A 22,039-nucleotide genomic window follows, 5' to 3' on the forward strand; every position below is an offset into this window, starting at 1 on the left:
AGCTTGTGACAATAAAACAACCAAGACGATTTGTTACCACAGACCAAGGGCATGCCGATGTCTTGAATGTGCCGATTGATACGCTCTATGAAAATGATCAGTCTTTGGACGAGGCTATTAAAAATATAAAGGTAGACGATGCCACAACTACAGTTAAGGGTATCGTCCGACTCAGCGCAGATTATAAGTCTGCTTCTTCCGCTACTGTACCGAACAGCAAGGCTCTTTCTGATTTGTATGGCATATCGTTTGTCGATAGAGGGAAGCCTTTCTCAGTCGATTGGAATTTTATCATCTTACCCGGAGCTCACAGGATTGATGTTGCAACTTTAAACCCTACTTCGGATCACAGTCCGCCAGGGGCAAATCCTAAAGGCGTTCTTTTTGTAGGATCGGTCAAAGTGGAAGAGGATATGGTAATCGTCCACCTCTATGTCGATGAAACTGGTGGGGTATACAAACGGATTAGAACAGTCGCTGGAGTTTGGGTGCCTTGGGACGGATTAGCAAGCAAGAATCATACACACCTTGCATCGGATCTACCTTCCGCATCAACACAGGCGAGGGGCATTACACAGCTTAATACGTCTACCAACAGCACTGCTACTGATCAGGCAGCCACGCCGAGTGCGGTAAAGGTGGCTAATGACCGAGCAAATGAAGCATACAGCCGGGCAGACCAAGCTTTTACGCAAGCCGTTGATTTTAAAAATAAAATCGTAGGCGCGATCAACGGCAAATTTGGAGGCGCCAGTTCTGATATGAGTAGCGATCAGATAGCAGCAGTAATTACGAACCTACCAGTTAAACGGTTTGCCTCTGGCACGTTCAACGGTCAGACAGCTTCGGCCACTGGCTGGAGGCAAGATGTAACTATGCAGCTATCCGTCAACTCTATGGGTTTTACTCCTTCGAAAGTATATGTTCATGTGAAACTAGATGAAACAGAGGGCACGCTTTGGTTAGATGCTTGGATTCCTTGTTCGACTTCGGCCCAAGGAACCCTACGGGGTAGAATGAACAACACCATTGCTTTACGCGGATTCGTACAACAATCAGGCGGGTTCACAGCTACCTTGGCAGGTAGCTATATAAATGACTACGCTGGGGGAAGCCCGATCAGTAGGATAACAGCCTATGAGTGGGAAGCTTACGAATAATAGAAAGGGTGATTATCATGCAAATTGGATCGAAAGTTTACTGGAGAAAATCAAGCGGTGAGGTAATCTTCATCACGCCGGAAATCGAAAGCGACTTTGCCCGTGAAACAACAAAAGCGGACGATATGGGATTTTATCCGCAACTCAAGGGATATGACCCGGCACAGGTAGAGGTATTGCAGCTAACCTATAGACAGTATTACGAAGACTTCCAGCGAGCAAAGTCCTACATCGTTAACCCGGACACTGGCAAGATGGAGTTTGTTTATGTGGATACAAAACCCGAGCCTCAAGCGCCACTCTCAGACCAAGTAAGTGAGTTACGGGCGCGCCAGGACAGCACAGAAGCCGCTATGCTTGCTCTTATGGATGTTACAAATAAATCCTAACGGGAGGGAGGTGAAATAGATGTATTCATTTCTGCTTAATATGTGGACCATGAAAAAAGTTGATGAGCAACGGCTAATTTTGTACACTCCAAAATTTATTAGTGAGGAAGAACAAAAGGCAATATTAGCAACACCACAAAATGTTTAGCCAGTGTATCCAATCGGATGCGCTATTTTTATGCCCTCGGTGAGTGGTCGGGGGGCTTTACTTTTATAGGTCAGGCAAAGTTTCCTGACCACGGAGACGGGGGAAGCAAGTGGACAAGTGGGAAGTTCTAAAATTTAGCACCGCTTTAGGAAGTAGCGCGGTGACGTATCTTTATGGTGGGTGGTCGGGAGTATTGGGGGTGTTGCTTGCACTGGTCATATTTGATTATGCGTCTGGGCTAATTGCTGCTGGTGTGGAAGGGAAGAAAGGAACTGGACCGGGCTTGAAAAGTAAGATCGGTCTTATTGGTATCGCACGTAAAGTTTTTATTTTTGCAATGGTAGCTATATCCCATTTAATAGATGGAGTCTTGGGCGATTCGCACCTTTTTAGGGATGCAGTCGCCTATTTTTATATGGCAAACGAGTTGTTATCCATCTTTGAAAACGGTGGGAGGATCGGCGTGCCCATTCCGGCAGTGATCCGGCAGGCTGTGGAGGTTTTAAGAAGTAAGGGTGGTAATCAGGAAGGAGAAAAAGAGGATGCAAGCAAGGAAAAAAGGTAATGCGCAGGGGATCGACGTATCTCGCTATCAGGGCAATATTGATTGGAAAGCGGTCAAGGCTGATGGTATCTCATTTGCCTTCATCAAAGCAAGTCAGGGACAACGTTACGTCGATCGGACATTTACCACAAATGCAAAAGGAGCCAGATCAGCAGGGGTATTGCTGGGAGCTTATCATTTTTTAGACGCAACTAGTGTTGATGCAGCCAAAGCGGAAGCGCGGCATTTCGCTGAGGTGTTGGATCAGGTTGGCGGTGCGAAAACGCTGGACCTTCCGGCGGTGATGGATTATGAAAACAATCCGGGGGACCTGTCCAAAACGCTCATTAATATGGTAGCGTTAGCTTTTCTGCTGGAGCTGGAGCGCCTTACGGGGCGCAAGCCTATCATTTATACGGGCAACGCCTTTGCTGCCAATTTTAACGCTTCCTTGGGCGGATACCCACTATGGATAGCACGCTACAGTGATACTCGCGTCCCAAGCGACACAGTGACGTGGAAACGCTGGGATATTTGGCAATACAGCGACAGCGGCAAGGTAGCTGGGATAAAAGGGAACGTGGATCTGAACGAATTTGATGGAACGGCAGACCAGTTGCATAAGCGATTCGGCGCTGTCGTCCCTGCACAACAGACAGAATCTGCTACATCCGGCATGTTTCGCGTCAATGGTCAAGACGTGGGGAAAGCGCTTCTGTATGGCTCCAGAACCTATGTACCGCTGCGGTCTTTGGCAAATGCCTTGGGCTTGTCTTATCGTTGGGACAACGCCCGCAAGGAAGCTTATTTAAACGGGGCCAAACTGCAAACTGTCCAACTTGTAAAGGACACGGCTTATGTGCAGCTCAAGCCAATTGCAGAGGCTTACGGCGGAGTAGTGTCCTGGGATTCAAAAAATAAAATCGCAACGTTAATAACGAAAGGGGTTAAATAATCATGCAAACAATTATCGAAACTGTACAGCCTTACGTAAATACCATTGTTACAGCCGCTGCGGGTGTGCTTACAGCGTTTGTCTTAGGAGGTCTGAATAAGCTTAAAGCTAAGGTTAACGTGTGGCTAGAAGCGCGTACAACGGCAGCACAAAGGGAAGTAATTCATAAGATAGCAGGAGAAGGCTTTGCCTTTGCTCAAACAGCGTTTAAAGAAGCCGGGGGAGAGCGCAAGCTTCAGGAGGCGTTACAGTATACTACATTGCGTTTGGCAGAACAGGGCATTACTGTATCGGCTGTAGAGATTCGATCCGCAATAGAAAGGGCATATTTGGAGTATAAATCCAAAACGAAGGCAATCGTTACAGAATCACAACCGAACGAAGAAGCTACTCAAGCGGCTGCTAAGGAGGCAGTATCATCATTGGCAGCTCAAGTCACAGCAATCCTTTCACAAGCTACTGGAGCAGAGAACGTAGTAAGCCAGAAACCGGAAACATTACAAGATACGGCTTCTGTAGCACAGACAACTGTAACTGATTAAAGTAAACACCCTACTGGCTTTTGCTGGTAGGGTGTTTTTAGATTCAATGATATTTCAACTTTTTTGTGCTTTTTTTGTCTTTATGTAGTTTTCTGATAAAGCATATAATATAGCTAATAGTCCCACAATTATTCCCCAGTTAATGTTGAATTCTTGAGCATCACTGAATTTATTATAAAGTATTCCGCTTATGAGTATTGCCCACCCAATATATAACATTGTTATCACCCTCCTTGAATTGGACAAGTCCCTTCATTTCATAAATAGTCTATCAGCAGTAGGAATAATTTGCTAGTAGAAAACTTCTGAGTAATTTCTACATACTATTGAATGGAACGTATGTTCGTTTTATAATTTGTACATAATATTGTGTAGGGGGATACATACATGGGAAAAAAACTTGAGGGCAATGGTTTGTGGGAGAGTTCGCGGATTATTCTGCCGGAGCATAAAGAGGCTTGTCTGAAGCTAATGAAAGACCGTCAGCGGCGTGGTAAACCGGAGTTGGACGATCAGGAGGTACAATTGATTGAGCAGGCTCTAATAGAGTCTTACAACACACGGACATGACTGGTGTAGTTACGTCAATTAACACCGCAAGACGCGAAGTAAAACTGTTTCGTGGTGAGGATGATTTTAGTTGGATTAAGTTGGAGGATATTATATCCGTAAATTTGTAAAATCTCTTGCTTACGCAATACACCACTATATAATTAAGATAAATTAAATATAGGGTGGTGTAAGGTGTTAACCAATTTGATTTATATAATTATTGGGGTGTTTGATGCACTAGCCATAATCGTCTTCCCTTTGGCCTTGTATATGCTACCCATTAAAGAGTATAAATACAGGATTATCATTTTTGCTGTGGTTATATCTCTCGTATCCTTTTTGATGCGGATTTTACTAAACGTACCTAAGTTGGACTTGCCTTTGCAGTACGCACTATTTTCAATATTTCTTCGTATAGGGTTAAAAATAAAATTGCACTGGTCTGCTTTTATATTGGGAGTTTCCATAAGTGCCTATGCCACTATGCAAATGGCTATTTTTTATGTATATAAGTTTTTTGACATAATGCAGATAGGCGTATTAAAGGAAAACGCATCTCTGCAAGTGTTTTTATTGCAAGGTACATCTATACTAATCACTTATCTCATTGCCGCGCTTTTTAAGCTATACGGCACAGGTTTTTCTTTTATATCAGCACCTCCACATGATTTCATTTGGAAGGAAGACTATAACACTAAAGAAAATAAAATGGTACTAACAAGCACTTTGTTTTCGGCAATAACGATAAGTTCAGGAGTATTACTTTTATACTATCTAAACCCGCTTGCAATACTGTTGGTGTCTGTGTTCACTTTTGCCCTTTCTTATATCTTCTCCAAGAGGAGCGATTACGAGGATGCTAGAAAAGCTCTCGAAGCGTATAGCGAGCGAAATAAAAAAAGCTGATCCAGATGGACCCGGCAGCGTCGAAGTATTGACCTACGCAATCGGGATTAAGCTTAATTGGTATACGGGGTTAATACTTACAGTGCTATTTGGATGGGTACTGGGTGATATTTTAAATGCCCTTTTGGCTTTTTTCAGTTTTGTAGCACTTAGAAAGTTCTCGGGCGGGTTCCACTTTCGTTCTTTAACATTCTGTGCCTTATTTTCTGCAACGCTTTTCGCTAGTATACCTCTAATACATCTTGGACATGATGGCACAATCTTGCTTACATCCATAACAGCTTTAGTGGTCTTATGGGTGGCCCCTCGCAAATCTGAGGACCTTAATCCTTCGGGATTAGACCCATATTTAAAATGGATTTCGTTAGCTGTCGTAATCACTAATTTTATATTCCAATCACCTATAATTGCTCTATCTTTCATGGCTCAGGCCATTCTACTTTTACCGAAGAAGGGAGGTGAGCAACGATGAAAAAGGGAATCGCACGTCTTATATCAAAAAGGTTGGTACAAGATGCAGAAAAATCGTCTAAATGTGAGAAAACGCTTGTAGGCGCAATGCCTGTACCACAAGAATTAAAAAAGAATTAAAAAAAGAAATGAACATACTCATATGGAAAACAGACAAATTTTTGCACCCGAGATACTTCCAAGTGGGGACTTTGGAAATAGGTATTCATTTTTTGAAAATGATTTAGTGTGTGTAGAGAGATGGATACCGAAGTCCAATTATGAAATACCCTTCTTCATTACAACGGATGGAAACTTCACCGCTCCTACAACACACGGGGAATTCGCTGATGGATTCCCCGATTTTATTAGCTTGGACTCAGGTAACTTAGTTAATTTAAAAAATGTCTCCAGATCAGAAACGGGCGAATATGGTGGTAAGGTATATTTTAGAGGCGATAAACATACCAGCGTTAATAAACTCAATTCGGTTGTATTGACTGAATTAATGGAAGCAGCAAATAAACGTCCAGATGATCAGCGTTTTATTATCGGTACGTGCAATTCTAAAGCCGGACTTTATCCCGCTAAAGATATGTTTTTTTTAGATATGTGGGACCCTAAAAAGAATTATCATGTGCCGCGTTTATATTATGCTGGTGGATTTTATGTGGTTGCTCTTACCATGCGTCACTGCCAAGGAGCATTCCCCTATCTTTACCCGGCCACACCAGGCCACCTCATAAATGTATCCAAAGTTGCTGGCTTTATAGAACAAAGTTTTGGCATCATAGTGACTTTTAAAGACACGGATTATACGTGTCCTATATCCAAACCAAAGCACAGGGCATTAAAGAAAATATTAAGAAACTGACAAAACCCGGCCAATGGTCGGGTTTTATTATCATATTTTATCTTCATTGTCAATATCAATCTACCCTAGGATAGCGCAAATGGGTTCGACATCATACGACATTTTTCCCCTTTACGCCATAACATGATAGTTGATATAAAAGGGGTAAGAGATTCAAAAAAATAGAATAACGCGAACGCAAGTTCTTGTTAGGGGGAAGGATGTGAAAAAAACGCCTTCCTAAGAGAGGCGCTTAATGTGGGTTGGCATCCCTGCCAGGATAGCCAAAATTGCCCCACAAGAAATTGATTCAACGTGAGTATACATGAAAGATAATTGCCAGTAAACGTCCCATCATAGGAGTGTCGCACATGCTAAACGAATGGATTGACCCTATTATTGAAAAGAGGTCACAAGAGATTTCAGATGTTGTTTTAGATGAAGGTGCATATTTGATTAAAATAAACGAAATTATTTATTCGGGCAGCCTAGCTCAAGACACGGCTTTTGAAATTGAAAATCTTCTGTTGCAGCACACCAAGGCCACGGTTAAGAAATCGTACTCATTGGGGTTGGAAGAAGGCGCAAAATATCTGAAATAGAGAAAAGGACAAGAGGGTAAAGCCATACTCGCCTTGTCCTTTTCTGTTTTAGAGATTATCATTAGCTGATAAAACATAACTAAATGTTCAAGGAGTGTATTATAAATGGCTCTCTCTTGTGGTATCGTCGGCTTGCCGAATGTGGGCAAATCAACACTTTTTAACGCAATAACGCAGGCGGGTGCGGAATCCGCAAACTATCCATTTTGTACGATTGACCCCAATGTAGGCGTCGTTGAAGTACCAGACGAGCGGCTGGATAAGCTGACCGAACTGGTTGTGCCGAATAAAACGGTGCCAACGGCTTTTGAATTTGTTGATATTGCAGGACTTGTGCGCGGTGCGAGCAAGGGCGAGGGTCTGGGTAACAAGTTTCTGGCTCATATTCGTGAAGTGGATGCGATTGTACATGTGGTACGTTGCTTTGAAGATGAGAACATTACCCATGTAGACGGCAAAATTGACCCGATCAGCGACATTCAGACCATTAATTTGGAACTGATTCTGGCGGATATCGAAAGCGTAGACAAGCGTATTGAACGTTCCCGCAAGAACATGAAGGGTGGCAACAAGCAGTACACCCAAGAAGTTGAAGTGCTGGAGCGGATCAAGGAAACGCTATATGCTGATAAACCTGCGCGTAGCTTAGAATTGTCGGATGAAGAACGGCTGATTGTACGCGATCTTCATTTGCTGACGATGAAGCCTGTACTCTACGCCGCTAATGTTAGCGAAGATGGCGTAACGGAAGCCGACAGCAATCCATATGTGCAAAAGGTACGCGATTTTGCCGTGGCTGAAAATGCAGAAGTGGTGCCGATCAGCGCCAAGGTAGAATCTGAAATTGCTGAGCTGGAAGGCGAAGACAAGGCGATGTTCCTCGAGGAGCTGGGATTGGCTGAATCTGGATTGAACCGTCTGATTAAAGCAGCATATCGCTTGTTGGGCCTGTATACGTATTTCACAGCAGGTGTGCAGGAAGTACGCGCTTGGACTATTCACAAAGGAACGAAGGCACCGGGTGCTGCGGGCGTAATCCATACGGATTTTGAACGCGGATTTATCCGTGCCGAGGTTGTATCCTACAATGATTTGGTCGCTGCTGGTTCGATGAACGGGGCCAAAGAACGTGGTCAGCTTCGTCTGGAAGGTAAGGAATATGTAGTGCAGGACGGAGACGTTATGCATTTCCGTTTTAATGTTTAATATATAATTTCCAAAGCACAATACTTGATTCGGATATATGAATGACGAAGTCTCAATGTATGTGTGATCTGAAATGTGCTAGATTACGTGGTCGCTGCCTATAGTAGGGCGGCGACTTTTTTTATTGTATTACATGTCGCGTGGATTTTTGCAAAATCCTAAATTAGTCAGTATTTCATGTAGCTAATTCATGAATTAGTTGGTATAATAAAGAGCTGTAGCCAGTGAAATTGAAGCTGGCTTCATATTAATTTAACTGAAGAGGTGAATCGCTTGTTGGACCGATTGCAATCATTGGCGGACCGCTACGATAAACTGAGCGAACTGCTCTGCGATCCGGATGTAGCGAACGATAGCAAAAAACTTAGAGATTATTCCAAAGAACAGTCTGATTTACAGCCTGCTTATGAAGCATATACCGAATATAAAAATGTCGTTGAAGAGCTGGAAGCTGCAAAAACCATGCAGGGTGAAAAGCTGGACGACGAGATGCGTGAAATGGTCAAAATGGAGATTGAAGAACTGAGTGTTCGCAAGCGGGAGCTGGATGAAAAAATCCGTATTTTACTGTTGCCAAAGGACCCGAATGATGATAAGAACGTTATTATCGAGATTCGTGGTGCAGCGGGTGGTGACGAAGCGGCACTGTTCGCAGCGGACTTGTATCGGATGTATACTCGTTATGCCGATACCCAAGGCTGGCGTGTAGAGCTGATGGACGCGAACATGAATGACCTCGGGGGCTTTAAAGAGGTTATTTTCATGATTAACGGCCGCGGTGCATACAGCAAAATGAAATTCGAAAGCGGCGCACATCGCGTACAGCGGATTCCGACGACGGAATCAGGTGGGCGTATTCATACGTCGACATCTACAGTATCTGTTATGCCTGAGGCGGAAGAAGTGGATATTGAAATTTCCGACAAGGATATTCGCGTGGATACGTTCTGTTCCAGCGGTGCGGGCGGACAGTCTGTTAATACGACCAAGTCGGCGGTGCGTGTAACGCATATGCCAACAGGTATTATGGCAACCTGTCAGGACGGCAAATCCCAGAACTCCAATAAGGAGAAGGCGCTGCAAGTTTTGCGTGCCCGTATTTCGGATATGCTGCGTCAGGAAGAGGAAGCCAAATATGCAGGCGAGCGTAAGAGTAAAGTAGGTACCGGGGACCGCAGTGAGCGTATACGTACCTACAACTTCCCGCAAAGCCGTGTAACGGATCATCGTATTGGACTAACTATGCATAAGTTGGACCAGGTGATGAACGGGGAGATCGAAGAAATCGTATCGGCGCTCACGATTGCAGAGCAGGCTGATTTGATGGAACAAGAGGTTTAAGTTTTGGGGAACGAACGCGATTGTGTGTATCGGATGTCGCCGGAACGGAACATGAGTGTCAGAGAAGCCTTAGTCGAGGCTTCTTCTTTTTTAGGAAGCTGTGGCGTTCTGGAGCCGCAGCATAACGCCCGCTTGCTGCTGGAGTATGTGCTCGGGTTGGAAGGTACGGCGTTTTACGCCGCTCTGGGTGATCCGTTCCCTTCCTTCGCCAAGGAGGCGTGGGAACGGATCATAGCCCGCAAAGCTGCGGGTGAACCGGCGCAGTATATTATCGGACGGCAGGAATTTTATGGCCGCCCGTTTATGGTTTCGCCGTCGGTGCTGATTCCACGCCCGGAGACAGAACTGCTCGTCGAGGCGATACTCCAGCACGGTGATCGGCTGTGGCCAAGCGGCGCTCCGCAGGTGCTCGACATCGGCGCGGGCAGCGGTGCGATTGCCGTGACGCTGGCGGCTGAGCGACCGAGCTGGCGCGTGGCGGCTGGGGATATTTCGGCCGCTGCGCTAAAGATGGCGGCTCATAACGCCGCTGCGAACGGCGCAGCCGTAGAATTCCGCGAGGGCGATCTGCTGACGCCGTTCGCGAGAACGGCGGTGGACATTCTCGTGTCCAACCCGCCGTACATCCCGGCTGCTGACATCGCTGGCTTACAGCCAGAGGTACGCGACCATGAGCCGCGGATGGCGTTGGATGGTGGTCCTGACGGGCTCGGCCCGTATCGGGCAATGCTGGAGCAGCTTGGACTCCTTCAGGCACCGCCCCGGCTAATCGGGTTTGAACTGGGGATGGGACAGGCCAGAGATGTGGCTGGCCTGCTGGAACGGGCAGGTCATTGGAAGAACATTATAATCGTTCCTGACCTCGCAGGGATCGAGCGACATGTCCTAGGCGTCTCGGAGTAGTGCTGCATTTTCTTTTTGCGAGTCTTTCCTTTAGAATAAGAGGGGTATGACCGAGAAACGGCTCAGGGGGAAATCATGCTTCAGAAATTGAAAAAAATTGACGGTCCGGTTATCTTTATTCTGGTTTTGCTCATGGCGATTAGTATCATAACGGTATACAGCGCAGGTAGGGGCCCTACGAACTTGGCAGAGCACGGCAATGACTACCAGAAGATGATCGGGTATTATATATTGGGTTTTGTGGCGATCTTGGGTTTAGCGATGGTCGATTTTCGGATATTCATTAAAAAAGCCCTGTACGTATATGGAGGCGGAATATTCCTGTTGGGTCTCGGATTTTTTGGCGGGACGGTTAACAACTCTCAGGGCTTTTTGAAAATTGGTGGTTTGAATCTTCAGCCTGCTGAGGTATTCAAGTTGGTTCTAATCATTTTTCTGACTTATATGCTGATCAAAAAGCGCAAGAGCAAGCTGTATTTTATTCAGGATGTTCTTCCAGTCGCTCTGGTGAGCTTTGTCCCGTTTGCCATGGTTATGGCACAAAATGACCTCGGTAATGCGCTCGGTTACATTGTGATCGTCATCGGTATGCTTTGGATTGGTAATGTGAAGGCATCTCATGCATTAATCGGATTCATCGTATTTGCAGTCGCCGTTGGCGGCGGGATCAAAGCTTATATTTCGTTTCACGATGAGATTGATTCCTTTATGAAGGGGATTGGTCGTAGTCACTGGGTAGAGCGTTTGGACCCTTGGTTGGTACCAGAAGAGGCAACTGCGAAGGCGTCTTATCATACCAAAAATGCCAAGCTGGCGATAGCCTCTGGCGGGATGATGGGCAAGGGGTTTTTGCAAGGAACCTCGGTACAGTCCGGGCGTGTTCCTTATACGTATGCGGATTCTATTTTTGTGGTCGTAGCGGAGGAATTTGGCTTTGTAGGCTCTTCAGTGCTGCTATTGCTATATTTTATTTTGATTCATCGAATGATCCTGATTTCGCTGGAATGCCGGGATCGCGCCGGACCGTATATTATTGTCGGGATTGTGTCCATGTTGCTGTATCAGATTTTTGAGAATATTGGTGCGTTTCTGGGCATTATGCCGCTTACGGGGATTACGCTCCCGTTCATAAGTTATGGTGGTACCTCGTTGCTTATTAACATGGCTAGTATCGGCTTGGTTATGAGTATTAAGGTGCACGGCCAAGAGCTGGAGGATGATCTGCCACAGCCTTCCAGATTGAGCTTGACGAAGGCGAAAAAAGCCTAGTACAGGTGGATTGTGGCTAGATACTGATTGGTATTTGTGTGAGTTGAAATGGTGCAACGCCGAGAGTCCAGATTGTGAAATCTGGGCTTTTTTATATTCCTCGGCGAGGGTCAGAAGCTTGATGTAGCATGATTTGAGGGTGTATTGAAAAAAATCTGTAAAGTGGTTATGAATATTTTACAAGACTCATAGGTTTAGACTCTCCCAAACCGGACAAACTGATAGACATGATAGAGTTTGGGTTTGGGGGGACGAAGATGAGAAGTTGGGTAAAGCAAGCTGCAATGATATTATTTTGTATTTCGATATTAATGATGTCTTGGGAAGGTCAAAAAACGGATGCCGCTATGACCACTGGAACAAGAGGAACCTTAGCTTCAGGAGTGACTACAACAGGGCTGAATGTGATTCCACATGACTCCATTCGACTGCGTATTTTGGCCAATTCGGATCGCCCAGAGGATCAGCTGGTTAAGCGTGAAATACGGGACGCCATTGTGCAGCAGATGAATGCCTGGGTGAGTGAGCTGGAAAACCCGCAAAGCTTAGATCAAGCTAGATCATTGATTGGTGCTCATTTACCTGAAATTGACCGTTTGGTAGGTACGGAACTGGCTCGTCGCGGCATTGCATATGATCATCAGGTGGAACTGGCGAGCGTACCTTTCCCGACGAAGATGTACGGTGGTCTGGTCTACCCAGCAGGGAATTATGAAGCGCTTCGGGTTACGCTGGGGCAAGGAAAAGGTCAAAATTGGTGGTGCGTGCTGTTTCCTCCGCTGTGCTTTATTGATGCAGGCAGTGGGGAAGCAACGGCACAAACGGTATCAGCAAAAACGGATCACGGAGATAGTCGGACGAATGCCACTGACAAGGAGCCGGAAGTGCGTTTTTTTCTGTGGGATGCACTTGCGGGACTGTGTAGCTGGGTGAGTGGCTTGTTTGCCTAAACGTTGAGGAGTGTAAGTTTCCCCATATGCTATAATGGAGCTTACGATAGATATACACATGGCAGAGCCAAATAAACTGATCTTTCAAAGTAGCCTTATAGGATCAAGCGAAATCACTGGCCTGTATATGACAATAAGATATGGGATGATCTGATATGAGCGATAAATCGAATCAATTGCAAGACTTGCGCGGAGATTTTGTGCAAAAGGAAAAACCTGAGCAAAAGCTGGACGAACAGGAAAATTGCGAGCTGAACCAGGCATTGAAGTCTTCCCATACCCAATGGTGGGATGTAAGATGCTTGGTTCCTGTGAACAACACTGACGGGGGTGTTTCTGACGAAACTTGGGCTGAACAGACTCGGATCGCGGCGGAAAAGGGCATACGCGAGGCTGCCGTACTCCTCCAAGCTGGCGAGACGGTAGCCTTTCCTACGGAGACCGTGTACGGCCTGGGGGCCGATGCTCGTAGTACAAAAGCGGTGGAGGCGGTATTCGCTGCCAAAGGGCGTCCCTCCGATAACCCGCTCATTGTACATATTTCTGATGCTGATCAATTAGAGGGGTTGGTAGCAGAAATAAACGATACAGCCCGGGCGCTGATGAATATGTTCTGGCCGGGACCGCTGACTCTCGTATTGCCAGTGGTGCCGCAGGCACTGTCATCACGTGTGACAGCCGGGCTGGACACGGTTGGTGTGCGCATGCCAGATCATCCGATAGCGCTTCGTTTGATCGCTGAGGCGGGTTGTCCGTTGGCTGCGCCAAGTGCCAACCGTTCGGGAAGACCCAGTCCCACCCTTGCACAGCATGTGCGGGAGGATCTGGAGGGTCGCATCGGCGGCATTTTGGACGGAGGTCCCACGGGGGTGGGGCTGGAGTCCACGGTCGTGCAGGCGGGTGACGACGGAACCGTCACCATCCTGCGCCCCGGCGGCGTGACGGCTGAGCAGCTCGCTGCGGTTGCTCGCGCCGTCGTGCTGGACCCGGCGTTGGCTGCTACGCCCGGGGAAGACGCAGATAGCCCGGCGCCGCGCTCGCCGGGCATGAAGTACACGCACTACGCGCCGCGAGGCCGCTTGAGCGTGGTACAAGGCCCGTCGTCCGTTGAGGTGACGTGCTGGATTCGCGCCGCGCTGGCGGAGGCTTCCGCGCGTGGGGAGCGCACGGCAGTGCTCGCGTTCGACGAGCATGCCGCCGGTTACGCCGGAGAACGCGTCTACACGCTAGGCAAGCTGGACGCGCTCCATGAGGCAGCGCAGCGCCTGTACGGCGTGCTGCGCCGCTGCGACGAGGACGGCGTCACCTACATTTTGGCGGAATCCTGTCCGCCGAAAGGATTGGGAGACGCCGTCATGAACCGCCTGCTTAAAGCGGCAGGCCACCGAATCGTCCGCTTGTAGCTTCTGTCGAATCAGAGCCTCTTATATTGAATTTTCCTCCCTCCTCGTCTCGGTATTGGGTACTTTCAGTGATGCTTGTACTGATTTGCCCCTTGTCCGCATAACGTGTACAAGAACAGACGGATAATGGAGGGATGGAGTATGCTGGCAGCCTCTGCCCATGCCGGGCAGGTTGTAACGATTCTGATCATGGCGGTAGCGCTAGGAATGGATGCGTTATCGCTGGGCGTAGGGATCGGCATGAAGGGGATACGCCTGCGAGACGTGCTGCGCATCAGTACTGTCATTGGCTTTTTTCACATTCTGATGCCATTGCTGGGAATGTTCACAGGCCATTATATGAGTTCTTTATTAGGTCATGTGACGGCCTACTTCGCAGGGGGACTACTCATCCTTTTGGGCGGGCATATGGTGTATAATTCCTTTAAAGGGGACGGCGTACAGGTATTGGATCATCGTTCGCCTTTAGGCCTTTTGCTGTTTGCACTTGGGGTGAGCGTTGACTCATTTTCTGTAGGAGTGTCACTGGGGATGTTCCAGAGTGATCTGGTGCTGTCCGTTCTGGCGTTTGGTTTTTGCGGGGGAGCAATGGCGATGCTGGGTCTGCTGCTGGGTCGTAAGGTTAGCCGCAATCTAGGAGATTATGGGGAAGCAGTGGGTGGTGCCATTTTGTTGGCATTCGGCTTTATGTTTATGTTTTGATTTTAGCGCAGACAGTGTAAAATACTGTTTATATATTTTTTAACATACGGGGGGTGAAAACGTTGAAGAATATCTTATTTGTATGCACAGGGAATACCTGTCGCAGTCCAATGGCTGAAGGGATGCTGCGTAAGTTGGCTGCTGAGCATGGACTAGAACTGGAAGTGCGTTCTGCGGGAGTGGCAGCGATGGAAGGCACGCCGATATCCCGACATGCAGAGGCGGTTCTACGTGATCACGATATATCCGATCAGATCACCTCAACCCCTTTGAGCGACGGGCTTGCCGGGTGGGCGCATCTGATCTTAACCTTGACGCAAGGACATAAACAGCACGTAATTCAGCGCTTTCCCCAAACGGCGGGCAAAGTATTTACGCTTAAGGAATATGTGGAGAACCGGGATGCGGTGTTGAATGATGTACAAGAGTTGGATGGTTTATATGCTTCACAGCAGTTGATGGCTTCACTCGGACAAGAGCTATCGGCGCAGGAGCGTGAACGAATGATTGAATTACACCAACGGATTCCGGGCTTTGATATTTCAGATCCGTTTGGCGGTTCGCGAGAAGACTACGATGTCACAGCTGCGGAAATCCGTACGGCGCTGCATAAGCTGCTGGACAAGCTAAAGGCTTCTTCCGAATAAAATTGGTATCACTCATCTATTTTGTACGGAATCTGTTGATTTTCGGCGGTTAATCCGTTAAGATAAGGTGGAAAAATGAGAATCCGATGTAACTGGCGACAAAAGTGGGATTAACCACGATGGAGCATTGGATATACGGCCGGTCGCCTGGGCAAAAGAGCAATTCCACATAGGTGTGGACTGCTCTTTTTTCATATACAAGTTATGTCAGGTTTTTAGCTAAGAGTTGATTCCTTCAAAGGTTCTTCCATTTTTTCTGCTCGAAAACTGAAACATCGGCTATAATATAGTCAGATTGTGATCAGGAGAGAGTGTGTGTTGAACTTGGGGCATTAAACCGTGCCTAGTCTCTGAGAGGCTGTTCAACCAAAGGAGGTTCCAATGGTGGAACAATTAGATCATGAGATTTCGCTGGAAGCACAGACTACTTCTGTTGTGCGGGAAATCGCAGAAGCAGCCAGTCTCAAGACTGGTCGCCTGCTGGTTATTGGCGTTAGCACAAGTGAAGTGGCTGGAAGTCGGATTGGTACGGCGGGAGTGCTCGATGTGGCTCAGCAACTGTTGTCTGGAGTAGAGTCCGTTCGCAGGGAGTATGGCTTTGATGTGGCGTTTCAATGCTGTGAGCATTTGAACCGGGCGTTGGTCGTTGAACGGGCTGTGCTGGAGCGATTGGGACTGCTGGAGGTTGCAGCTGTTCCTGTTCGTACAGCAGGAGGCTCTATGGCTACCGTCGCCTATCGTTCTATGAGCGACGCGTGTTTGGCGGCGAACGTGCAGGCTCATGCCGGGATAGACATTGGCGAAACGCTGATTGGCATGCATCTGCGACCCATTGCTGTTCCGTTTCGCCCAAGCCTTCGCTGGATTGGCGAAGCACGTGTGACAGCGGCTTTCACTCGTCCTCCACTTATTGGTGGACAACGGGCAGTGTATAGTCTGGAGCAAGAAGTCGGCGGAAACTGCGATTAGCATTTGGCATGGCGGTATGTTTGTACTAATCTTTTTTTGCAATGATGATGAGATACCCAACAAAGGAGCAGGCGTTTGCTTGTATACCCAACAATTGACTATGGAGAGGGAGTAATCAATCATGATGGAACACCTGCGTAAAAGTGACCCAGCAGTAATGGAAGCAATGGGACTTGAACTGAAACGACAACGCCACAATATCGAGCTAATCGCATCCGAGAACATTGTCAGTGAAGCAGTAATGGAAGCCATGGGCTCCGTGCTGACGAATAAATATGCTGAAGGTTATCCGAGCAAACGCTACTATGGTGGCTGTGAGCATGTAGATATCGTTGAAGACATCGCACGTGACCGCGCAAAAGAACTGTTCGGCGCTGAGCATGCTAACGTGCAGCCTCACTCTGGAGCGCAAGCAAACATGGCGGTGTATCTGGCAGCTCTCAAACCTGGAGATACTGTACTGGGTATGAATCTGGCGCATGGTGGCCATTTAACACACGGAAGTCCGGTTAACGCTTCCGGCTTGTTGTATAACTTTGCTGCTTACGGTGTACGCGAAGACAACTTCCGTATCGACTACGATGAAGTGCGCAAGGCAGCTTTCAAGCATCGTCCTCGTCTGATTGTAGCTGGCGCGAGTGCATATCCGCGTACTATTGATTTTGAAGCTTTTGCTTCCATTGCCAATGATGTAGGTGCTCTGTTTATGGTGGATATGGCACATATCGCAGGTCTTGTGGCAGCGGGAATTCACCCAAGTCCAGTTCCGCATGCCCAATTTGTAACAACAACGACACACAAAACGCTACGTGGTCCGCGTGGGGGTCTGATTCTGACTCGCAAAGCATGGGCGCAAGCGATTGATAAAGCTATTTTCCCTGGTACTCAAGGGGGGCCACTGATGCATGTGATCGCGTCCAAAGCGGTTGCTTTGGGTGAAGCGCTCCAGCCATCGTTCAAGACCTATGCGCAAAACGTAGTTCGCAACGCACAGGTGCTGGCTGAAACACTGTTGGCTGAAGGGATTAACATTGTATCCGGTGGTACGGATAACCATCTGATGCTGTTGGATACGCGCAATTTGAATATCACAGGTAAAGAAGCGGAGCATGTATTGGATTCCGTGGGCATCACAGTCAATAAGAATGCGATTCCTTTTGACCCGACCAGTCCATTCGTAACCAGCGGGATTCGTATTGGTACACCTGCTGCAACATCTCGTGGGATGGATGAAGAGGCTATGGTCAAAATCGGTAAAATCATTGCTGAAACCCTTAAAAACCCGAAAGATGATACTGTATTGTCCAAAGCAAGCCAAGCGGTTGGCGAGTTGACAGACAAGTTCCCGATCTATCCAGGAACTCAATACTAATTCATCCACATTCATAATCTTTATGGTATAGGCTGTTTTCCTTCGTAAACCGGAGGAAAACAGCCTTTTTTTGCTTCCGAACGACTCGAAACTTACATTTTTGGGTAATAAGCGATTACAGTAAGGGTTTATGCGTGCGCGCTTCCTTCATATCTACGACAAAGGAGTGATTTGCATTGAGTCAAAGAAAATCCGCGCAATTATTGCAGCAGCTCGTATTCGTGGGACCGATGGCGTTGTTTTTCGTCTTGATTATGGTCATTCCGTTCCTGCTGGGGCTGTATTATTCCATGACGAACTGGGATGGAGTATCTGAAAATATCCGATGGCTCGGACTAGGGAATTACGTTCATATTTTTAGGGATGATCCAGATTTCCGTAATGCATTCTGGTTTACGGTTCGGTTTACCGTATGTGGTGTCATTCTGACGAACCTGATTGGCTTTTTCCTAGCCTATGCACTTACCAAACCGTTGCGTACCCGTAATGCACTGCGAACTGTATTTTTTATGCCCAATATGATTGGCGGCTTGCTGCTCGGCTTCATCTGGCAATTTATATTTGTACGCGGCTTTTCTGCGGTAGGGGAGGCGACGGGGCTTTCCTTTTTTAAACTGCCGTGGCTGGGTGATGGGCCAACTGCTTTTTGGGGAACGGTCATTGTGTTTGTATGGCAATATGCAGGTTATCTCATGGTTATTTACATATCCTCGTTAAATAATGTCCCGCATGCCCTGATTGAATCGGCTCAAATCGACGGCGGGAGCCGAAGACAGATTTTGCGTCATATTGTAGTGCCGCTTATTATGCCAGCGGTGACCGTCTGCTTGTTCCTGGCGATATCCTGGTCCTTTAAAGTATTTGAATTGAATTTGGCTCTCACCAAGGGAGGACCTTTCAAGTCGACAGAGTCTGTAGCGTTGGACATATATAATGAAGCGTTTACAAATAATCGACTTGGATTGGGGACTGCTAAAGCTATGATTTTCTTTGTGGTCGTTGCGATCATTACCAGCATTCAGGTGCGTCTCACGAAGAAAAAGGAGGTCGAAATGTAATGGGAAAAACGTCAAACTATCGTTTGGGCACATGGGCTGCTGAAATATTGCTTATTGTGATCGGATTGATCTTTCTGGTTCCGTTCTATTTTTTGCTCGTAAACTCCGTTAAATCCTTTGGCGACATTTTGGCCCATTCCGCTTCGTGGCCGACAACCTTCCGTTTTGAAAATTATGCTAACGCCTGGAATAAAATAAACTTTCCCACAGCACTGGGGAATTCACTGATTGTCACGATCGTCAGTAATGCGCTTTTGCTGCTAATCAGCTCGATGGCCGCTTACCAGATGGTTCGGCATGACACTCTTTTTAATCGGTTCCTATTCGGTTTGCTTGTGGCTGCGATGGTAGTTCCCTTTCAATCGATTATGTTGCCGCTTATGGAAGTGTCCAACGTATTGAGCTTGAACAACAGTATAACGGGACTGATCTTATGTTATCTGGGTTTTGGAGCGCCTTTATCCGTTTTTCTTTTTCATGGCTTTATTAAAACGGTACCTATTGAGATCGAGCAGGCGGCAAGGGTGGACGGTTCCTCCCGGTACGGGGTGTTCTTTCGCGTCGTTTGTCCACTGCTGCTGCCTATGTTCGTAACCGTACTTATTTTGAATACCTTATGGATCTGGAATGACTATCTGTTGCCTTCACTCATTTTGAATGATCCTGAGCTGCGTACCATTCCGATTGCAACCTATATGTTGTTTGGTCAGTACACCAAGCAATGGGACTTGGCGCTGCCAGCACTGGTGTTGGGGATCACACCAATTGTTGTGTTTTTTCTGGTGATGCAAAAATACATCGTTTCTGGCATTGCAGCCGGTGCGGTCAAAGGCTGAAGGGAGGGAGAACAGATGAAAAAAACAGCGTTACTTGTCATCTCCTTGATGGTACTGCTCGTATGTACACTTGCAGGTTGTGGAAATACGAAGGCTCAACAGAGTGAGACGAAAACAATACACATTTATCAATTCAAAGTAGAGATTTCGGAACCGCTAAATAAGCTGAAGGCAGAATATGAAAAAACGCACCCTGGCATCAAGCTGGATATCCAATCTGTCGGTGGGGGTACGGACTACGGTGCTTCATTGAAGGCTAAATTCGCATCAGGCGATCAGCCAGACATTTTTACAAATGAGGGCTACCAGGACCGCGATACGTGGTTGGAGTACTTGGAGGATTTGTCGGATCAGCCATGGGTGAAGGATCTGGACGATTTCGCTCGTAAGCCGATGACGGTTAACGGTAAGATTTATGGACAGCCTATGAACCTGGAAGGATTTGGATTTGTTTATAACAAAGATTTGTTCAAAAAAGCGGGCATAACCAAACTGCCTCAGACGATAGATGAACTGGAGGAGGCTGCCAAGCGACTGAAAGCGGCAGGGATTATACCTTTTGCTAACGGGTATGCGGAATGGTGGGTTCTGGGGAACCATTTTATCAATATCCCATTTGCCAGGCAGCCGAACCCGGAAAGTTATATTGAGGATTTAAACAAAGGAACGGCTCGCATCCCCGGTAACCCCGTGTTCGATCAGTGGGTGAAGTTGCTTGACCTGACTTTAAAATATGGGAACCGCAATCCGCTCACGACGGACTACAATACACAAGTGACACTGTTTTCGACAGGTAAGGCTGCTATGATGCACCAGGGGAACTGGACGCAGCCGCAAATGGATGGAATTAATCCTAACTTGAATTTGGGTATTCTTCCTACGCCCATAGACAATGATTCTTCCACTGGAGACAAACTGGCTGTGGGAGTGGCCTCGAACTGGGTAGTCAATAAAAATTCGCCTGTGAAGCAGGAGGCCAAAGAATTCCTCAATTGGTTGGTCACATCAGAAACAGGCAAGCAATATATCACCAAGGAATTTAAGTTTGTCCCCGCCTTCAAAAGTATCACGTCTAGTGACGAGACGACAGGTGATCTAGGTGCAGAAATATCTCGGCATGTGAGGGAAGGCAAGATATGGAGCTGGAACTTCCAACGCTTCCCGAAGGGACTGAATCAGGATTTAAGCAGTAGTATGCAAGCCTATATTGCGGGGGTTATCACGAAGGACGAAATGCTTCAGCAATTTCAGGGGGCATGGGACAATTTGAAGTATAGATAAAAGAATACCGCTGCATGAGGAAGCAAAGGCTATGCTCGGGCAGGAAGTTTAAAGCCGGCAGGCTTTGATGGTCAAGTGCCGTCAGAGCCTTTTAATTTGGTTTTATGTGACGAAAGTCACACGTAAAGCGGTCCTATTAAGTATTTTACATGTCATATCTTTCCCTTGACAAAAGGTTGTGGTGGCAGGTGTTAAATCAATCAAGGGAATGTTATAATAAACAGGATTTACAGGCACGCATTGCATCTGTGCTTATTTGGTTTGTACAAATAGGTTACATAGATCCTTTCGACTCAGGATAGTTCAATATGCTGGCGCGAAAGAACGTGACGATAATACCGGAGGGAATATATTATGGCGAAACTGGTGGTTTGCGATCACCCTTTGATCCAACACAAACTTACATTTATCCGCGATGTGCGGACCAACACCAAGGATTTCCGCGAGCTGGTGGATGAAGTAGCAACATTGATGGCCTATGAAATTACACGGGATATCCCGCTGGAAAGCATTACGGTGCAGACACCGGTTGCTGAGACAGAAGGTAAAGTGATTTCAGGACGTATGCTGGGTCTTATTCCGATTCTGCGTGCAGGCTTGGGTATGTTGGATGGCGTAGTAAAGCTGCTGCCTGCAGCAAAGGTAGGCCATGTGGGACTGTTCCGCGATCCTGAGACGCTGCAACCCGTAGAATACTATACGAAGCTGCCTACAGATGTAACTGAGCGTGAATTGATCGTGATTGATCCGATGCTTGCAACGGGTGGCTCGGCAATTGCGGCGATTGATGTGTTGAAAAAGAGAGGCTGCACTCAAATTAAAATGATGAATCTGATTGCTGCTCCTGAAGGAGTCAAAGCTGTGCAGGATGCGCATCCTGATGTAGACATCTACGTCGCTGCACTGGACGAGCGTCTGGATGATCATGGATACATCATTCCAGGTCTTGGTGACGCGGGAGACCGCTTGTACGGAACCAAGTAGACTGCCTTTGGCGGTTC

26 protein-coding genes, 1 pseudogene and 1 riboswitch are annotated in these 22,039 nt (G+C 47.1%); of the genes and pseudogenes, 26 read left to right on the plus strand and 1 reads right to left on the minus strand.

Going from position 1 to position 22,039, the window contains the following annotated elements; genetic code table 11:
* The first annotated feature begins 5 nt into the window (after positions 1-5).
* The 6 genes from AC5ELV_RS11410 to AC5ELV_RS11435 all read left to right on the plus strand — a co-directional run bounded on the left by AC5ELV_RS11410 (position 6) and on the right by AC5ELV_RS11435 (position 3,738).
* Positions 6-1,160, plus strand: coding sequence for a tail fiber protein (locus tag AC5ELV_RS11410; RefSeq protein ID WP_493430284.1), 1,155 nt, complete (start codon positions 6-8; stop codon positions 1,158-1,160).
* A gap of 17 nt (positions 1,161-1,177) precedes the next feature.
* Complete coding sequence (locus AC5ELV_RS11415; protein ID WP_493430285.1) at positions 1,178-1,549, plus strand: hypothetical protein; 372 nt, start codon at positions 1,178-1,180, stop codon at positions 1,547-1,549.
* 19 nt (positions 1,550-1,568) lie between these two features.
* The gene (locus AC5ELV_RS11420) at positions 1,569-1,697 is read left to right on the plus strand and encodes a hypothetical protein (protein ID WP_318627283.1); all 129 of its coding nucleotides are present in this window, start codon (positions 1,569-1,571) and stop codon (positions 1,695-1,697) included.
* Between the two features lie 160 nt (positions 1,698-1,857).
* On the plus strand, positions 1,858-2,262 hold the full coding sequence (locus AC5ELV_RS11425; protein WP_493430286.1) for a phage holin family protein: 405 nt from the start codon (positions 1,858-1,860) through the stop codon (positions 2,260-2,262).
* Positions 2,240-3,196: a GH25 family lysozyme gene (locus AC5ELV_RS11430; protein WP_493430287.1), complete on the plus strand. Its 957-nt coding sequence runs from the start codon at positions 2,240-2,242 to the stop codon at positions 3,194-3,196. The genes AC5ELV_RS11425 and AC5ELV_RS11430 overlap by 23 nt, the downstream gene beginning before the upstream one ends.
* 2 nt (positions 3,197-3,198) lie before the next feature.
* On the plus strand, positions 3,199-3,738 hold the full coding sequence (locus AC5ELV_RS11435) for a phage holin, LLH family (protein ID WP_493430288.1): 540 nt from the start codon (positions 3,199-3,201) through the stop codon (positions 3,736-3,738).
* Between the two features lie 54 nt (positions 3,739-3,792).
* Here the strand turns inward: AC5ELV_RS11435 and AC5ELV_RS11440 are convergent, their stop codons facing one another.
* Positions 3,793-3,957, minus strand: a complete 165-nt coding sequence (locus AC5ELV_RS11440; protein ID WP_493430289.1) for a hypothetical protein — start codon at positions 3,955-3,957, stop codon at positions 3,793-3,795.
* Between the two features lie 168 nt (positions 3,958-4,125).
* Between AC5ELV_RS11440 and AC5ELV_RS11445 the strand changes: the two are divergent.
* The 20 genes and pseudogenes from AC5ELV_RS11445 (at position 4,126) to upp (ending at position 22,022) form a co-directional block, all read left to right on the plus strand.
* A pseudogene (locus AC5ELV_RS11445) lies at positions 4,126-4,418 on the plus strand (YolD-like family protein).
* Between the two features lie 64 nt (positions 4,419-4,482).
* Positions 4,483-5,196 (plus strand): hypothetical protein, encoded by a 714-nt coding sequence (locus tag AC5ELV_RS11450; RefSeq protein WP_493430290.1) that lies wholly within the window; start codon positions 4,483-4,485, stop codon positions 5,194-5,196.
* Entirely contained in the window at positions 5,147-5,668 is a 522-nt protein-coding gene (locus tag AC5ELV_RS11455; RefSeq protein ID WP_493430291.1) for an accessory gene regulator ArgB-like protein, read from the plus strand. Before AC5ELV_RS11450 ends, AC5ELV_RS11455 begins: the two co-directional genes overlap by 50 nt.
* Positions 5,665-5,787 carry a hypothetical protein gene (locus AC5ELV_RS11460; protein WP_493430292.1) on the plus strand — a complete coding sequence of 41 codons (123 nt, stop codon included), beginning with the start codon at positions 5,665-5,667 and terminating at the stop codon, positions 5,785-5,787. The genes AC5ELV_RS11455 and AC5ELV_RS11460 overlap by 4 nt, the downstream gene beginning before the upstream one ends.
* 22 nt (positions 5,788-5,809) lie before the next feature.
* Positions 5,810-6,520, plus strand: coding sequence for a hypothetical protein (locus AC5ELV_RS11465; RefSeq protein ID WP_493430293.1), 711 nt, complete (start codon positions 5,810-5,812; stop codon positions 6,518-6,520).
* Positions 6,521-6,870: 350 nt separating this feature from the next.
* Positions 6,871-7,101, plus strand: a complete 231-nt coding sequence (locus AC5ELV_RS11470; protein WP_493430294.1) for a hypothetical protein — start codon at positions 6,871-6,873, stop codon at positions 7,099-7,101.
* 105 nt (positions 7,102-7,206) lie between these two features.
* Positions 7,207-8,307 carry a redox-regulated ATPase YchF gene (ychF, locus tag AC5ELV_RS11475; RefSeq protein ID WP_493430295.1) on the plus strand — a complete coding sequence of 367 codons (1,101 nt, stop codon included), beginning with the start codon at positions 7,207-7,209 and terminating at the stop codon, positions 8,305-8,307.
* A gap of 273 nt (positions 8,308-8,580) precedes the next feature.
* The gene (prfA, locus tag AC5ELV_RS11480; RefSeq protein WP_013312344.1) at positions 8,581-9,648 is read left to right on the plus strand and encodes a peptide chain release factor 1; all 1,068 of its coding nucleotides are present in this window, start codon (positions 8,581-8,583) and stop codon (positions 9,646-9,648) included.
* 3 nt (positions 9,649-9,651) lie between these two features.
* Positions 9,652-10,551 (plus strand): peptide chain release factor N(5)-glutamine methyltransferase, encoded by a 900-nt coding sequence (gene prmC / locus AC5ELV_RS11485; RefSeq protein WP_493430296.1) that lies wholly within the window; start codon positions 9,652-9,654, stop codon positions 10,549-10,551.
* 75 nt (positions 10,552-10,626) lie between these two features.
* Positions 10,627-11,820 (plus strand): FtsW/RodA/SpoVE family cell cycle protein, encoded by a 1,194-nt coding sequence (locus AC5ELV_RS11490; RefSeq protein ID WP_025721851.1) that lies wholly within the window; start codon positions 10,627-10,629, stop codon positions 11,818-11,820.
* Positions 11,821-12,077: 257 nt separating this feature from the next.
* Positions 12,078-12,770 (plus strand): stage II sporulation protein R, encoded by a 693-nt coding sequence (gene spoIIR, locus AC5ELV_RS11495; RefSeq protein ID WP_493430297.1) that lies wholly within the window; start codon positions 12,078-12,080, stop codon positions 12,768-12,770.
* A gap of 155 nt (positions 12,771-12,925) precedes the next feature.
* Positions 12,926-14,173 (plus strand): L-threonylcarbamoyladenylate synthase, encoded by a 1,248-nt coding sequence (locus AC5ELV_RS11500; RefSeq protein WP_493430298.1) that lies wholly within the window; start codon positions 12,926-12,928, stop codon positions 14,171-14,173.
* A gap of 141 nt (positions 14,174-14,314) precedes the next feature.
* Positions 14,315-14,875 carry a manganese efflux pump MntP gene (locus AC5ELV_RS11505; protein ID WP_023990719.1) on the plus strand — a complete coding sequence of 187 codons (561 nt, stop codon included), beginning with the start codon at positions 14,315-14,317 and terminating at the stop codon, positions 14,873-14,875.
* A 62-nt stretch (positions 14,876-14,937) separates the two neighbouring features.
* On the plus strand, positions 14,938-15,522 hold the full coding sequence (locus AC5ELV_RS11510; RefSeq protein WP_029518516.1) for a low molecular weight protein arginine phosphatase: 585 nt from the start codon (positions 14,938-14,940) through the stop codon (positions 15,520-15,522).
* 78 nt (positions 15,523-15,600) lie between these two features.
* Positions 15,601-15,682, plus strand: a riboswitch (ZMP/ZTP riboswitch).
* Positions 15,683-15,903: 221 nt separating this feature from the next.
* On the plus strand, positions 15,904-16,491 hold the full coding sequence (locus AC5ELV_RS11515) for a TIGR01440 family protein (RefSeq protein ID WP_493430299.1): 588 nt from the start codon (positions 15,904-15,906) through the stop codon (positions 16,489-16,491).
* Positions 16,492-16,612: 121 nt separating this feature from the next.
* A complete protein-coding gene (gene glyA, locus AC5ELV_RS11520) occupies positions 16,613-17,863 on the plus strand; it encodes a serine hydroxymethyltransferase (RefSeq protein WP_493430300.1) in 1,251 nt (416 codons plus the stop codon).
* A gap of 176 nt (positions 17,864-18,039) precedes the next feature.
* Positions 18,040-18,921, plus strand: a complete 882-nt coding sequence (locus AC5ELV_RS11525) for a carbohydrate ABC transporter permease (RefSeq protein WP_493430301.1) — start codon at positions 18,040-18,042, stop codon at positions 18,919-18,921.
* Positions 18,921-19,757, plus strand: coding sequence for a carbohydrate ABC transporter permease (locus tag AC5ELV_RS11530; protein WP_493430302.1), 837 nt, complete (start codon positions 18,921-18,923; stop codon positions 19,755-19,757). Before AC5ELV_RS11525 ends, AC5ELV_RS11530 begins: the two co-directional genes overlap by 1 nt.
* A 15-nt stretch (positions 19,758-19,772) precedes the next feature.
* Complete coding sequence (locus AC5ELV_RS11535) at positions 19,773-21,038, plus strand: ABC transporter substrate-binding protein (protein ID WP_493430303.1); 1,266 nt, start codon at positions 19,773-19,775, stop codon at positions 21,036-21,038.
* Positions 21,039-21,392: 354 nt separating this feature from the next.
* Entirely contained in the window at positions 21,393-22,022 is a 630-nt protein-coding gene (upp, locus tag AC5ELV_RS11540; RefSeq protein WP_013312332.1) for a uracil phosphoribosyltransferase, read from the plus strand.
* Positions 22,023-22,039 lie beyond the last annotated feature (17 nt).

This window comes from Paenibacillus sp. NMA1017 (assembly GCF_058895805.1).